At 63.1% G+C, this 14,784-nt stretch carries 14 protein-coding genes; 12 read left to right on the forward strand and 2 right to left on the reverse strand.

Translation table 11 applies throughout. From position 1 onward, the window contains the following. Window positions 1-10 precede the first annotated feature (10 nt). The 7 genes from QZ190_RS17670 to QZ190_RS17700 all read left to right on the forward strand — a co-directional run bounded on the left by QZ190_RS17670 (window position 11) and on the right by QZ190_RS17700 (window position 7,412). Window positions 11-1,207: an acyl-CoA dehydrogenase family protein gene (locus QZ190_RS17670; RefSeq protein WP_291919062.1), complete on the forward strand. Its 1,197-nt coding sequence runs from the start codon at window positions 11-13 to the stop codon at window positions 1,205-1,207. 10 nt (window positions 1,208-1,217) lie between these two features. Continuing rightward, window positions 1,218-2,351 (forward strand): acyl-CoA dehydrogenase family protein, encoded by a 1,134-nt coding sequence (locus QZ190_RS17675; protein ID WP_291919064.1) that lies wholly within the window; start codon window positions 1,218-1,220, stop codon window positions 2,349-2,351. A gap of 4 nt (window positions 2,352-2,355) precedes the next feature. Next, entirely contained in the window at window positions 2,356-3,573 is a 1,218-nt protein-coding gene (locus QZ190_RS17680; protein ID WP_291919066.1) for a CoA transferase, read from the forward strand. Window positions 3,574-3,626: 53 nt separating this feature from the next. Beyond that, the gene (locus QZ190_RS17685) at window positions 3,627-4,577 is read left to right on the forward strand and encodes a tripartite tricarboxylate transporter substrate binding protein (protein WP_291919148.1); all 951 of its coding nucleotides are present in this window, start codon (window positions 3,627-3,629) and stop codon (window positions 4,575-4,577) included. Between the two features lie 15 nt (window positions 4,578-4,592). Further along, window positions 4,593-5,585, forward strand: a complete 993-nt coding sequence (locus QZ190_RS17690; protein ID WP_291919068.1) for a tripartite tricarboxylate transporter substrate binding protein — start codon at window positions 4,593-4,595, stop codon at window positions 5,583-5,585. 27 nt (window positions 5,586-5,612) lie between these two features. Then, window positions 5,613-6,368 (forward strand): electron transfer flavoprotein subunit beta/FixA family protein, encoded by a 756-nt coding sequence (locus tag QZ190_RS17695; RefSeq protein ID WP_108428724.1) that lies wholly within the window; start codon window positions 5,613-5,615, stop codon window positions 6,366-6,368. 111 nt (window positions 6,369-6,479) lie between these two features. Beyond that, on the forward strand, window positions 6,480-7,412 hold the full coding sequence (locus QZ190_RS17700) for an FAD-binding protein (protein WP_291919074.1): 933 nt from the start codon (window positions 6,480-6,482) through the stop codon (window positions 7,410-7,412). A 25-nt stretch (window positions 7,413-7,437) separates the two neighbouring features. Here QZ190_RS17700 and QZ190_RS17705 read toward each other — a convergent pair whose 3' ends face one another. Next, window positions 7,438-8,430 (reverse strand): AraC family transcriptional regulator, encoded by a 993-nt coding sequence (locus QZ190_RS17705; protein ID WP_291919076.1) that lies wholly within the window; start codon window positions 8,428-8,430, stop codon window positions 7,438-7,440. 171 nt (window positions 8,431-8,601) lie between these two features. On the opposite strand from QZ190_RS17705, the gene QZ190_RS17710 reads away from it, so the two are divergent. The 5 genes from QZ190_RS17710 to QZ190_RS17730 all read left to right on the forward strand — a co-directional run bounded on the left by QZ190_RS17710 (window position 8,602) and on the right by QZ190_RS17730 (window position 13,676). After that, window positions 8,602-9,582: a quinone oxidoreductase gene (locus tag QZ190_RS17710; protein ID WP_291919078.1), complete on the forward strand. Its 981-nt coding sequence runs from the start codon at window positions 8,602-8,604 to the stop codon at window positions 9,580-9,582. A gap of 23 nt (window positions 9,583-9,605) precedes the next feature. Then, window positions 9,606-10,448 (forward strand): TauD/TfdA family dioxygenase, encoded by an 843-nt coding sequence (locus QZ190_RS17715; protein WP_291919080.1) that lies wholly within the window; start codon window positions 9,606-9,608, stop codon window positions 10,446-10,448. Window positions 10,449-10,477: 29 nt separating this feature from the next. Further along, window positions 10,478-11,536 (forward strand): 3-keto-5-aminohexanoate cleavage protein, encoded by a 1,059-nt coding sequence (locus tag QZ190_RS17720; RefSeq protein ID WP_291919082.1) that lies wholly within the window; start codon window positions 10,478-10,480, stop codon window positions 11,534-11,536. 54 nt (window positions 11,537-11,590) lie between these two features. Beyond that, entirely contained in the window at window positions 11,591-12,583 is a 993-nt protein-coding gene (locus QZ190_RS17725; protein WP_291919084.1) for a tripartite tricarboxylate transporter substrate binding protein, read from the forward strand. A 61-nt stretch (window positions 12,584-12,644) separates the two neighbouring features. Then, a complete protein-coding gene (locus QZ190_RS17730) occupies window positions 12,645-13,676 on the forward strand; it encodes an AraC family transcriptional regulator (RefSeq protein ID WP_291919086.1) in 1,032 nt (343 codons plus the stop codon). 85 nt (window positions 13,677-13,761) lie between these two features. Here QZ190_RS17730 and QZ190_RS17735 read toward each other — a convergent pair whose 3' ends face one another. Further along, window positions 13,762-14,751 (reverse strand): tripartite tricarboxylate transporter substrate binding protein, encoded by a 990-nt coding sequence (locus QZ190_RS17735; RefSeq protein ID WP_291919088.1) that lies wholly within the window; start codon window positions 14,749-14,751, stop codon window positions 13,762-13,764. Window positions 14,752-14,784: the final 33 nt, after the last annotated feature.

Raw genomic sequence — 14,784 nt, forward strand, 5'->3', positions numbered from 1 at the left:
AAGGATTGACATGGATTTGAACTTCACCCCCGAAGAAGAAGCCTTCCGCGCCGAAGTGCAGGCCTTTTTGAATGAGAAACTGCCCCAGCGCATCGCCCAAAAGGTCAAGGCTGGTCAGCGGCTGACCAAGGCCGACCAGGATGAGTGGCACGCCATCCTCAACGAGCGCGGCTGGTACGCCAACCACTGGCCTCAGGCATGGGGCGGCCCCGGCTGGACGCCGGTGCAGAAATTCATCTTCGACCACGAATGCGCGCTGGCCGGTGGGCCGCGCATTGTGCCCTTTGGTGTGAACATGCTGGGCCCCGTGCTCATCAAGTACGGCAACGAAGCGCAAAAACGGTACTGGCTGCCGCGCATCCTCAGTGGTGAGGACTGGTGGTGCCAGGGCTATTCGGAGCCCGGTGCCGGTTCCGATCTGGCCTCGCTCAAGACCACAGCGGTTCGCCAGGGTGACCATTACATCGTCAACGGCCAGAAAACCTGGACCACCCAGGGCCAGCACGCCAACATGATCTTCTGCCTGGTGCGCACCGACCGCGACGCCAAGCCGCAGGAAGGCATCAGCTTTTTGCTGGTGGACATGAAGAGCCCCGGCGTGGAGCTGCGCCCGATCCGCACGCTCGACGGCGACCGCGAAGTCAACGAAGTCTTTTTCACCGATGTGAAAGTACCGGTCGAAAACCTGGTGGGTGAAGAAAACAAGGGCTGGACCTGCGCCAAATACCTGCTGACCTACGAGCGCACGGGCATTGCCGGTGTGGGCTTTTCGGTGGCTGCGCTCGAAAAGCTCAAGGTGGTGGCCAGCAAGGTGCACCGCAACGGTAAGCCTCTGAGCCAGGACCCGCTGTTCGCCACCCGCATGGCCAAGGTCGAGATTGACCTGGAGAACATGAAGACCACCAACCTGCGCGTGATCGCGGCGGTGGCCGGTGGTGGCGTGCCGGGGGCCGAGAGCTCCATGCTCAAGATCCGCGGCACCGAGATCCGCCAGGAAATCCTGTCCTTGATCCGCCGCGCCATGGGGCCTTATGCGCTGCCCTACATCGAAGAGGCCCAGTACGAAGGCTACGCCGATGAGCCCGTGGGTCCGAAGGAAGCCGCTACGGCGGCTGCCAACTATTTCAATTACCGCAAGCTGTCGATTTTCGGCGGCTCCAATGAAATCCAGAAAAACATCATCTCCAAGATGATCCTGGGACTGTGAGGGTCATGCGATGAATTTCGAACACACCGAAGACCGCCGCATGCTGGCGGACTCTCTCAACCGTTTCGTGGCCGAGCAATACGGCATCGAATTGCGCAACCACAATGCCTATAGCGAGCAGGGTTACGCCCCTGAGCGCTGGCAGCAGTTTGCCGAGCTCGGCGCGATTGGCGCGCTGTTTCCCGAAGAGGTAGGCGGCTTTGGCGGCGCCGGCTTTGACATCGCCGTGGTGTTCGAGTGCCTTGGCCGTGGCCTGGTGACCGAACCTTTCCTGGGCGCGCTGATGGTCGGCCGTGCGATGGCTGCCGCGGGCAGCGAGGTCCAGCAAGCCCGCATCGCTGAACTGATCGACGGCAGCACCGTGGCCGCGCTGGCCCACGACGAGCCCGAAGGCCACTACGAACTCGAACGCGTGGCCACCCGCGCCGAGCGCCAGGGCGATGGCTGGGTGATTTCGGGCCGCAAGGCGGTGGTGGTGCACGGCCAACACGCCCAGCTGCTGCTGGTGTCGGCCCGCACCTCGGGCGCAGTGGACAGTGCCGAAGGTATCTCGCTCTTCCTGGTGCCGGGCGATGCCGCTGGTATGCAGCGTCGCAGCTACAGCCGCATCGACGGCGGCAGTGCCTGCGAGCTGGTGCTCGACCAGGTGCGTGTGAGTGACAGCGCATTGCTCGGCACCGAAGGCCAGGGCCTGGCCGTGCTGGAGCAAGCGGTGGGCTGTGGCGTACTGGCACTGTGTGCCGAGGCTGTGGGGGCCATGGACGTGGCCAAACAAAGCACACTCGAATACCTGCAAACGCGCAAACAGTTTGGTAAACCGATTGGCAGCTTCCAGGCCCTGCAACACCGCATGGCCGATCTGCTGCTCGAAGTGGAACAGGCGCGTTCGGCCGTGATCAATGCCGCCGCCGCCCTGGACGCTGACCGCATCACCCGTGAACGCGCGCTGTCGGCGGCCAAGTTCACCATCGGTCGAATTGGCACGCTGGTGGCCGAAGAAAGCATCCAGCTGCACGGTGGCATCGGCATGACCTGGGAGTTGCCGTTGTCACACTACGCCAAGCGCCTGGTCATGATCGACCACCAGCTCGGCGACGAAGACCACCACCTGGCCCGTTACATGGCCCTGGGTGCAGAGGGCTGAAGCCATGGACATGCCACTTGAAGGCGTGCGGGTCCTGGACCTGTCGCGCGTGTTCGCCGGCCCGCTGTGCGGGCAGGTGCTGGCCGACTTCGGCGCCGAGGTCATCAAGGTGGAGCACCCCGGACGCGGCGACGATACCCGCGACTGGGGCATGCGCATCGGCAAGACCGAAACCACCTACTACAACAGCATGAACCGCAACAAGCGGTCCATCACGGTGGATCTGCAGACGCCCGAAGGACAAAAGCTGATCCACGACCTGCTGCCGCAGTTCGATGTGGTGATCCAGAACTTCAAGACCGGTGGCGCCGACAAGCTGGGCCTGGGTTACACCCAGCTCAAGGCCATCAGGCCTGACTTGATCTATTGCTCGGTGGCCGGCTACAACAGCGCCGGGCCCGAGGCCAAACGCCCAGGCTACGACCTGGTGATCCAGGGCGAAGCCGGACTCATGGCCATCAACGGCGAGGCCGGGCAGGTCCCGCTCAAGTTCGGCGTGGCCGTGGTGGACATGATGACCGGCATGTACGCGGCCCAGGCGGTATTGGCGGCGCTGTTCCGGCGCGAGCGTACGGGTCAGGGTCGGCACATCGAGATGTCGCTGTACGACTGTGGCCTGATGGTGACTGGCTACTACGGCCTGGACGCCATGCTGCTGGGCCGCGATCCCCAGCGTTACGGCAACGCCCACCCGTCCATCGTGCCTTACGGCATGTTCGAGGCAGCAGATGGCCCGCTCATCATCGCGGTGGGCAACAACGGCCAGTTTGACAAGTTCTGCCGTGAGGTGGTGCTGCGACCCGACATCGTGGAGGCCCCGCGCTACGCCACCAATGTGGATCGTGCCAAAAACCGGCTCACGCTGCTGCCCATGATGACGGAACTCATTCGCTCCTTCCCCCGCGACCTGCTGCTGCAGCGCCTGAGCGCGGCAGGCATCCCCTGCGGCAAGGTGGCGGGCCTGCACGAGGCCCTGACCAGCGAGCGCACCCGCCAGGGTGGCCTGCTGCAGGAAATGCCGCATCCAGTGGCGGGCAGCACCCATGTGTTTGCACCGCCCTACCGGCTTGACGGCGAACGCCTGCCCATTCGCAACGCACCGCCCACCCTGGGTGAAGGCACGCGCGAGGTGCTGCAGAAATTGCTGCAGATGTCCGAGCAGGAACTGCAGGCCTTGCAGGCCAAGGGTGTGCTGACGCTGCCCGCATCGACCGAACATTGACCTTTTTTTCAGGAAGCACGTCCGTGAACATTCTTCAATTCACCCACCGCGCCCTGCTGGGCGCCTTGTTGCCGCTGGTGGCGACCGCGGCCCTGGCCAACACCTGGCCGAGCCGCCCCATCAAACTCATCGTGCCTTTCCCGGCCGGTGGCCCAACCGACACCGCTTCGCGCATCCTCGGCCAGAAGCTGGCCGAGCGGCTCAAGCAGCCTGTGGTGGTGGAAAACAAGGCAGGCGCCTCCGGCTCGATTGCAGCCAAGCAGGTCATGGAGAGCCCGGCCGATGGCTACACCCTGATGATGCTGGCCACGCCCACGCTGCTGGCCCCCCACATGTACAAGAAAGTCGGCTACGACACGGTGAAGAACTTCACGCCTGTGGCCACGGTCTACGACTTGCCGATCGTGGTGGTGGTGAACCCCAGCCAGATGCCCAGCGTGACCGATGTGCAGCGGCTGATTACCCATGCCAAGGCGCGGCCTGGCGAGATCAACTACACCAGCTCCGGCCCCGGCAGCTTTGGTCATCTGAGCATGGAATTGCTCAAGGAACTAGGTCAGTTTGAGATGCAGCATGTGCCCTACAAGGGCGGTGTGCCGGCCATCACCGACACCATCGGCGGCCAGGTGCCTGTGATGTATGCCGATCTGGTGGCAGCCCTGCCGCATATCCAGTCGGGCAAGCTGCGTGCGATTGCAGTCGGCTCGCCGCAGCGCGTGGCCATGCTCCCACAAGTCAAGACCATCGCCGAGCAAGGGTTCAAGGGCTTTGATGCCGTCTCCTGGGGTGGCCTGCTGGCCCCCTTGGGCACGCCCAAAGAAGTGGTGGCGCGCATCGACAAGGAAGTCGGCGAGATCCTGGCCGACAAATTGGTGCAGGAAAGGTTGTTGACCGCCGGCGCGATTGCGAACTACCAAAACGCCGACCGCATGGCCGCGCGCCTCAAGAACGATTACGACAAATGGGGTCGCGTGATCCGCGACAAAGCCATTGGCGTGGACTGACACAGAAACTTCACCATGACATTTTTCCGGACTTCGCTTCTCAATCGCCGCACCCTGCTGGTGGCCGGGCTGGCCCTCAGCACAGCCACCGCAGGGGCACAGGCTTACCCCAGCAAGCCCATCAAACTGATCGTGCCTTATGCCGCCGGTGGTGCCACCGACATCACGGCGCGCACCCTGGGCGAGAAGCTGGCCACGCGCCTGGGCCAGCCTGTGCTGGTCGACAACCGTGGTGGCGCCGGTGGCGTCACGGGCACCGACCAGGCGTTCAAGTCACCGGCTGACGGCCACACCTTCCTGGTTTCGCTGGGCACCACCATGCTCATCAACCAGTACCTTTATGAGAAGCTGCCCTACAACCCACAAAAAGATCAGGCCCTGATCACGCAGATCGCGCTGGCCCCGGTGGTCTTGCTGGTCCACCCGCAACTGCCGGTCAACACCGCGCCGGAGTTGTTGCAGTACATCGAGCGCAACAAGGGCAAGCTGGCCTACGGGTCCTGGGGCATGGGCTCGTATGCCCACTTGGCCGGTGCCTGGCTGTCGGACAACCTGAAAGCCGACATGAACCACGCCGCTTACAAGGGTGAAGCCCTGATGCTGCAGGACTTGGTGGGTGGTCAGATCCAGCTGACCTTTGCCAGCTTGCAATCGGCGCGGCCTTACATCGAATCCGGTCGCCTCAAGGTGCTGGCGGTCACCGGCACGCAGCGCATGCCCGCGCTGCCCAAGGTACCGACGATGACCGAGCAGGGCATCAAGGACGAGGTGTTTCGCGTGACCGGCTGGGTGGGCATGAGCGCACCCGCCAAAACCCCGGCGGACGTGCTGGCCCGCGTAGCCACCGAAGTGCGCGTCATCATCGCGCAGCCCGATGTGCGCGAACGCATCCAGCAAATGGGCTTCATTCCCGTGGGCAGCACACCCGAGGAATTTGCGGTCCAGTTCAAGAAGGACGCCCCGGTCTGGGAACGTCTGGTCAAACTCTCTGGCGCCAAGCTCGATTGAGCGGTGCTGCATACCCAAGGAGACATCATGAAAATTCTCGTTCCCGTCAAGCGGGTGGTGGACTACAACGTCAAAGTGCGCGTCAAGTCCGACGGTTCCGGTGTGGACATCGCCAACGTCAAGATGAGCATGAACCCCTTTGACGAGATCGCCGTTGAAGAAGCTGTGCGCCTGAAAGAAAAAGGCCTGGCCACCGAGGTGATCGCCGTCTCTTGCGGCGTGGCCCAGTGCCAGGAAACCCTGCGCACCGCCATGGCCATCGGTGCCGACCGTGGCATCCTGGTCGAGACCCCCGCTGACCTGGACCTGCAGCCCCTGGCCGTGGCCAAGTTGCTCAAGGCCCTGGTGGACAAAGAGCAACCCGGCCTGATCATCCTGGGCAAGCAAGCCATTGACGATGACTGCAACCAGACTGGCCAGATGCTGGCCGCACTGGCCGATCTGCCCCAAGCCACCTTCGCCTCCAAGGTCGAGATCGTGGATGGCCAAGCCCAAGTGACCCGCGAGATCGACGGCGGCCTGGAAGTGCTGAGCATCAGCCTGCCTGCGGTGGTGACCACCGACCTGCGCCTGAACGAGCCGCGCTACGTGACCTTGCCCAACATCATGAAGGCCAAGAAAAAGCAGCTCGACACCTTCAAGCCCGAAGACCTGGGCGTCGATGTGGCCCCCCGCATCAAGACCCTGAAGGTGGCAGAACCCGCCAAGCGCAGCGCCGGCATCAAGGTGCCCGATGTCGCCACGCTGGTGGACAAACTCAAGAACGTGGCCAAGGTCATTTAAACAAGCTGTTTTTGTAGGAGTCAGCCCTGCTGGCGATCGACCGGTCGAAGTCCGCAGACCATCGCTTGCAGGCAAGCTCCTACAGCAACCCCTATTCATCAAGGAAAAAACATGACATCCCTTGTGATTGCAGAACACGACAACGCCTCGATCAAAGGCGCTACCCTCAACACCATCACCGCCGCTGCCGCTTGCGGTGGTGACGTGCACGTCCTCGTCGCCGGCCACAACGCCGCTGCTGCTGCGCAAGCCGCCGCCCAAATCGCGGGCGTGGCCAAAGTCATCCACGCCGACAGCGAAGCCCTGGCCCATGGCCTGGCCGAGAACGTCGCAGCGCAAGTGCTGGCCATCGCTGGCAACTACAGCCACATCCTGTTCCCCGCGACTGCCGCAGGCAAGAACGTGGCCCCCCGCGTGGCGGCCAAGCTCGATGTGGCGCAAATCAGCGATGTGACGCAAGTCCTCTCGGCCGACACCTTCGAGCGCCCCATCTACGCCGGCAACGCCATGGCCACGGTGCAGTCCACCGACGCCACCAAGGTGATCACCGTGCGCACCACAGGCTTTGACGCCGCAGCGGCCACAGGTGGCAGCGCTGCCGTCGAATCCGCAGCCGCGCAAGCAGACAGCGGCAAGAGCAGCTTCAAGGGCAGCGAGATCGCCAAGAACGACCGCCCCGAACTCACCGCCGCCAAGATCATCGTCTCCGGTGGCCGCGCTTTGGGCAGCGCCGAGAAGTTCAATGAAGTGATGACCCCGCTGGCCGACAAACTGGGCGCGGCCATTGGCGCGAGCCGCGCAGCGGTGGACGCAGGCTACGCCGCGAACGACCTGCAAGTGGGCCAGACCGGCAAGATCGTGGCGCCGCAGCTGTACATCGCAGCCGGCATCTCGGGTGCGATCCAGCACCTGGCGGGCATGAAGGATTCCAAGGTGATCGTGGCGATCAACAAGGACCCTGAGGCGCCGATCTTCAGTGTGGCCGACTTTGGCCTGGAAGCCGATCTGTTTGGCGCTGTGCCTGAACTGACTCAGGCCCTCTGAGTGCGTAGCGCGCCAGCGCGGCGCGTCAGTCTTTTTTCCAGCGCGAGGGCGACACGCCAAACTGCTGGCCGAACCAGCGCGAGAAGGCACTGGTTTCGGCAAAGCCAACCATCTGCGCCACTTCGGTGATGCTATGGGCCTGGCCTTCGATCAGGCGCAAGGCCTGTTCGCGCCGCACATCATTGACCAGCGACTGGAAGTTGGCGCTTTCCTCGGCCAATTGACGCTGCAGGGTGCGCGTGCTCACACCCAAGTGCTGAGCCACTTGCTCAATGGTGTGCCGCCCGCGCGGCATCAGCAGGTGCACGGCTCGGTGCACCGCGTGGCTGACTTTCTGGGCTTGCCCTCGTGGCTGCAGGTCGATGAAGTCCCGGGCATAACGGGCCATGTTCGGGTCACTCAGCGCGCGGTGGCGATCAAGTTCTTCTTTGCCCAGCACCAGCCCATCAAAGTCGGAGCCGAACTCCAGGTAGGGGCCAAACACGCGCTGGTGGATCAGGGTGCTGGGCGGGGCGGCGTGGGCGAAGTGAACGCGGCGCGGCATCCAGTCTGGCCCCAGCTGGTGGCGGCACAGCGACAGCAAGGCGGCCACCGCCAGCTCCATGGGCTGGCGGCCCGGGTGGGTGCGCCCGGTCACCAGGGCACATTGCACCACGGCCACCTGCTGGTGTTCGGTGATGTCCACGGCCACCGAATCGCTGAGTAAGTGGCGGTAATGCTTGAACTCCAACAAGGCCTGGCGCAAGGTGGGTTGGTGCTGCAGCAACAGGCTGAGCACGCCAAAGTCCGACAGCCGCCAGCTTTCGCCCATGAGCAAACCCAATGAACGGCTGTCTCCTGTTTTGGACGAGGCATCCAAGAGGTTGGCCAGAGAGACCTCGGGAATGCGCAGGTCGGGTGTCAGCAGACAGCTCGGGTCCAAACCGACGTGGCGCAGCATGCTGACCGGGTCAATGCCCAACTCACGTGCAATGGCCGAATACTTGGCCAGTGAAACGCTGCGTACCTGGATGGTCATGTGGTGTTTAAGGGAAATCCCTAGGCGGATCGGACGGCTGCTTGGCGTGATGGGTCAATTCATGGCGCGGCAGGTCAAGAGCCATTGGGCTAGAGATAGAAGAATCACACCTGCTTGCGCAACGGACTTGATTCCCATGCGCTTTTCTGATCATACAAGCAGGAGACGAGATTGGCCAAAGTGATTCGATTTGACCGTGTGGGTGGCCCCGAGGTGCTCTACAGCACTACCGCAGAAGTGGGTCGCCCCGGCCCGGGGCAGGTGCGTCTGCGCCATGTGGCGGTGGGCCTGAACTACGCCGACACGTACTTCCGCGATGGCACCTACCCGATCCCGCTGCCCAACGGCATTGGCGTGGAGGCGGCAGGCATCGTCGAGGAACTGGGCGAAGGCGTGACACAGCTGGCCGTGGGCGACCGCGTGAGCTACACCGGCTTCACCAACACCTTGGGCGCGTACAGCACCGAACGCCTGGTGGACGCCGCGCCCCTCATCAAGCTGCCGGATGCGATCAGCCTGGAAACCGCCGCCGCCATGACCATGCGCGGCCTGACCTCGGCCTACCTGATGACCCGCATCTGGGACTACAAACCGGGTGACACCATTTTGCTGCACGCAGCCGCTGGTGGCGTGGGCCTGATCGTGTCGCAATGGGCCAAGCTGCTGGGACTGAACGTGATTGGCACCGTGTCGACCGAGGAGAAAGCAGCCTTGGCCCGTGCTCACGGCTGCGACCACACCATCAACTACAGCCACGAAGACGTGGCCAAGCGCGCGCGCGAGCTCACGGGCGGTGTGGGCGTGAACGTGGTGATCGACAGCGTGGGCAAAAACACCTTCGAGGCTTCGCTCGATTCGCTCAAGCGCCGTGGCCTGATGGTGTGCGTGGGCACGGCCAGCGGGCCGATCCCGCCATTCAACCCGCACATCCTGGCGCGCAAGGGTTCGCTGTACCTCACACGTCCGGCTCTGGCCGACTACATCGCCGACCCCGCAGAAAAAGCCGAGCTGGCGGGCGAGATTTTTGGCCACATCGCAGCAGGCCGCATCCGCATCGAAATCAACCAGCGTTATGCCCTGGATGACGCGGTGCAGGCGCACCGCGATCTGGAAGCCCGCAAAACCACCGGCTCGTCGATCTTCGTGATCTGACACCCCCCCTTCAGGAGACCCTCATGCATGTTCGACAACTGACCCCCGCCATCGGCGCCGAAATCAGCGGCGTCAACTTGGGCGACGCCAGCCGCGACGGCGATCTGTTCGCCAAGATCAAGACCGCGTTGCTGCAGCACCGTGTGATTTTTTTGCGCGACCAGGAGATCACGCGCGCCGAGCACGTGGCGTTTGCACGCCGCTTTGGCGATCTGGAAGACCACCCTGTCGCTGGCAGCGATCCGGAACACCCGGGCCTGGTGCAGATCTACCGCAACGACAAGCGCGAGAACTACGAAAACAATTACCACTCGGACGGCCTGTGGCGCGAGACCCCGGCCATGGGCTGCGTGCTGCGCTGCATCGAATGCCCGCCCATCGGCGGTGACACCATCTGGGTCAACATGGTGGAGGCCTACAAGAATCTGCCCAACGACATCAAGCAGAAGATCGATGGCTTGAGCGCCCGCAGCAGCATCGAACACTCCTTCGGTGCGGTGATGGCCCCCGACGCCCGCCGCAAGCTGGCTGCCGCCAACCCGCCTGCCGAACACCCGGTGGTGCGCACCCACCCAGAGACGGGCGAAAAAGTGCTCAACGTGTGCAGCTTCACCACCAACTTTGTCAACTTCCACACGCCCGAGAACGTGCGCTTTGGCCTGGACAAGACCCCCGGCGCCAGCCACCTGCTCAACTACCTGTTGAGCCAGGCCAGCATCCCCGAATACCAGGTGCGCTTTTCCTGGAGGCCCAACAGCGTGGCCATCTGGGACAACCGCAGCACACAGCACTACGCGGTCATGGACTACTGGCCTGCCCCCCGCAAGATGGAGCGCGCCGCCATCATCGGCGACCGCCCGTATTGATCCATTTCATCTGACTTCGGAAACACCACATGAATTTCCTCGACGGACACCTTTTTCCTGAAAACCAGCAACCGCTGATCATCACGGCCGCGCCCTATGCGCCGGGCTGGCTGCCTTCGGACTTTCCGGAGGACATTCCAGTCACCATGGAAGACCAGATCCAGAAAGCGGTGGATTGCTACAACGCCGGTGCCACCGTGCTGCACCTGCATGTGCGCGAACTCGATGGCAAGGGCAGCAAGCGCCTGTCCAAATTCAACGAACTGATCGCCGGCGTGCGCCAAGCCGTGCCCGAGATGATTATTCAGGTCGGCGGCTCCATCTCGTTCGCCCCCGAGAGCGATGGCCAGGCGGCCAAGTGGCTGAGCGACGACACCCGCCACATGCTGGCCGAGCTGGACCCGGTGCCCGACCAGGTCACGGTAACGGTGAACACCTCGCAGATGAACGTGACCGACCACATGGAAGACGGCGATGTGATCGGCACCTCGCGCGAGAACCCCAAGCTGTTCGACACCTACAAGGACATGATTGTTCCGGCCAACCCGCTGTGGGTGGAAGAGCATGTGCGGCGCCTCAGTGCCGCGGGCATCCAGAGCGCCTTCCAGTGCTACAACACCAACAGCTTCGAGTCGGTCGAGCGCCTGATCCGCCGCGGCTTCTACAAAGGCCCGCTGGTGATGAACTGGGTGGCCATTGGCGGTGGCATGGACACGCCCAACGTCTACAGTCTGGGCAACTTCATGCGCGGCGTGCCCGATGGCGCTGTGGTGACGGTAGAGAGCAATGTGCGCAACGTGCTGCCCGTGAACATGATGGGCATTGCCATGGGCCTGCATGTGCGCTGCGGCACCGAAGACGTCATCTGGAACCAGCGCCGCACCGCCAAGCAAAGCACCGTGAAGCAAATCGAGCAACTGGTGCGCATTTCGCAGGAATTCGGCCGCGACATCGCCACGGCCAAGCAGGCCCGCGAGATCTGCAGGATCGGCGTGTTTTACGAGACCGCCGACGAAGCACTGGCGGCCAATGGCTTTGCCCCCAACCGCAATGGCGGCAACCAGGGTTATTTGCACAAATCGCGTTGAGTCGAGGGTGTCCGCGCCTCGCGTGGATACCCTGTAGATACACAGGAGACAAACATGAACTTTTTACAGATGAGCGCACGCCGCAGGTTATGGTCGACCATCGCTGCCGTGGTGCTGGGTGCAGCCGCATCCACTGCCCAAGCGCAGGAGTGGCCCAGCAAGCCGGTGCGCATTGTGGTGGGTGGCCCGGCCGGCGGCACGGCCGATGCGCTGGCCCGCATCGTGGCCGAAGGCCTGGGGCAGTCCACAGGCAAACCGGTGATCGTGGAGGCCAAGCCCGGCGCTGCCGGTGCGATCGCTGTGGCCGAATTGCTGAAGTCGCCGCACGACGGCCACACCCTGCTGCTGATCCAGGGTGGCATCGTCACGGAGACGCCGCAAGCCTACCCGGTCACCTACAAACCGTTCTCCGACCTCAAACCGCTGGTGCAGGTGAGTCGGCAAGGCCTGATCCTGCTGGGCAACGCCGATCTGGCGCCCAGGAACCTCAAGGAACTGGTGGCGCACATCAAGTCCCAGAAGGGCGGCATGGACTATGCCTCCTATGCAACCGGCATGCGGGGGCACACCTCCGGGGTGCAGTTTGCGCGCCTGGCCAAGGTGGAGCTCAAGCACATTGGCTACAAGGGCTCGCCCCCTGCCCTGCAGGATGTGATGGGCGGCCATGTGCCCCTGATGTTCGATGGCCCGGCGACCGCGCTGCCGCTGGTCAAGGCGGGCAAGGTCAAGGCCTTTGCGGTGAATTTTCCAGCCCGCATCACGGCCTTGCCGGATGTGCCGACCTTCACCGAACTGGGTTATCCCGCGCTCAATGAAGTTGGCTGGATGGGCTTGTGGTCCACGGCAGACTTGTCTGCGACCATCCAGAGCAAGGTGCGCGAGCTGACGCTGCAATACCTGCAGCAGGCCAAGGTGCGCCAGCGCATCGAAGCCATGGGCATGGAGGCCGGTTTGCCTTTGACCCCGGATGAGCTGAGCAAGGACCTGCGCGCTGGTTACGAGCGCCAGGGCGAGCTGCTGCGTTCCATCCAGTACAAGCCCGAGTAAGCGACGGCAGCGCACGCCCTTGGGCGCTGCACCCCTTGATCCTTTCGCAAGGAGAACCGCCATGGCCCAGTCCCTTGTTCGCGCCGCCTGCCTGACGCACTATGCCGAAGTGGCGCAGTCCTCAGGGCTCAACCCCCTGCGCATGTTGCTGGATGCCGGGCTCAATCCTCGTGTGCTGGATGAGCCCGATCTGATGATCCCGGGCGACAAGGTCGGGCGTCTGCTGCAGGAATCGGCCAGCCAATCCGGCAACGAAAGTTTCGGCTTGTGCATGGCCAGCTCCCGCTTGCTGTCGAATCTGGGGCCGGTGGGCTTGCTGATCCGGGATCAGCAGACCTTGCGCGACTCGCTGAATCTGCTGGTGCGTTATCTGGCCACACTCAACAGCGCGCTGTCCCTCGTGATCGAGGAGGCAGGCAACACCGTGGTTCTGCGTGAACGCCTGCTGTCGGGCCGTGCGGGTGAGCCCACGCGCCAGCGCGTCGAACTGGCGATGGGCGTGATGGTGCGGGTCATTCGCCAGTTGATTGGCCGGAACTGGCAGCCCCAGCGGGTGTATTTCGAACACGCCGCCCCTAGGGACGAACGCATGCACACCAAAATTTTGGGTCCGCGCATCGCCTTCAACCAGGATTTCAATGGCATCGTCTGCACCAGGGCAGACTTGGACACACGCAACGAATTCGCCGATCCGGCCATGATCCGCTACGCACAGAAATTGCTGGATTTTGCGCCGCCTGCAGACGAGTCGCACATCCTAGACGATGTGCGTCGCACCATCTTGCTGCTCTTGCCCAGCGGGCGCTGCACCATCGAGCAGGTCAGCGAGCACATGGGGGTGATGCCCCGCACCATCCAGCGCCGCCTGACCGAGCGGGGGCAAACTTTTTCCTGCGCCATGAACGACATCCGCAAACAGTTGGCACTGCGCTATGTGCTGGAGAGCAAGCGCTCTCTGGCCGAGATCGCAGATTTGCTGGGCTTCACCGCAGCCAGCAGTTTCTCGCGCTGGTACCAGAACCAGTTTGGCTGCAGCGCCAAAACCGCACGCGTGCAATCCCCGAAGGTCTTGACCACTCACGCGCTTGTGTAGGAGCCCGCCCTGCTGACGATGAATTTCAGAGGATCCACGCCATCGCTTACAGGGCAAGCGCCTATAACGAACAGTCGGGCTGTTCTCAGTCTTCCGAAATGTTGGCGTCCTTGGCGATCGAACTCCAGAGCTTCACATCGCGGGAAATGATGGCCTTGAACTCTTCGGGCGTTTTGGCGGGCGGTGGTTCGAGGTTCCAGCCTTCCATGCGCTTGGCCATTTCGGGTGACTTCTGCACCTTGTTGATCTCGGCGTTCAGGCGGTCGGTGATCTGCTTGGGCAGGTTGGCCGGGCCGAATACACCGAACCAGCCGACCGCGTCAAAACCGTGACCTTGCTCGCCCATGGTCGCAATGCCCGCGGTGCGGGGCACACGGACGTTGCCGCTGACAGCGATGCCTTTGATCTGTTTGGACTCGATCATGGCCACCGGCGTGCCCGGGTCAGACCAGGCCACCTGCAGCACGCCCGAGACGAGGTCGTTGATGATTTGCGGTGTGGTCTTGTAGGGGATGTGAATGATCTTCAGTCCGGCCTGCTTCTTGAGCCACTCCATCGTCAGCTGGCCCGAGGAGCCGTTGCCCCAGGTACCGTAGTTGTACTTGTCTGGATTGGCCTTGATCAGGGCCACCAGCTCCTTGAGGTTGTTGGCTGGAACGTCCTTGTTGACCAGCAGCAAAATGCCACCAGCAGCCGTCTGTGCAATCGGTGTGAGGTCTTTGACCGGGTCGTAGCTCATGGTCTTGAGCACCGCAGGCGCCACGACCACGAACGAGCCGGTGGAATACAGCAGGGTGTAACCATCGGCCTTGGCGCGGGCCACCGTGCCACCGGCCAGCATGCCGCTGCCGCCGGGCTTGTTGTCCACCACCACCGGCTGCTTGAAGACGGCGCTGAGTTTTTGGGCCATTTCACGCGCCGCGATGTCCACGCCGGAACCCGGGCCCGAGGCCACCACCAGGGTGATGGGGCGGCTGGGCCAGGTGTCGTTGGTCTGGGCCTGTGCGTGCAGGGTGAGGGCGCTGACCGCCAGAGCGGTCAAGACCCATCGGCGTTTGAGGAAAATCGAGTTCATATGGTTTGTCTCCAGTATGTTAATTGGTTGAGA

Origin of the sequence: Limnohabitans sp. (assembly GCF_017848645.1) — a bacterium.
In the GTDB taxonomy this organism is placed as follows: domain Bacteria; phylum Pseudomonadota; class Gammaproteobacteria; order Burkholderiales; family Burkholderiaceae_C; genus Limnohabitans_A.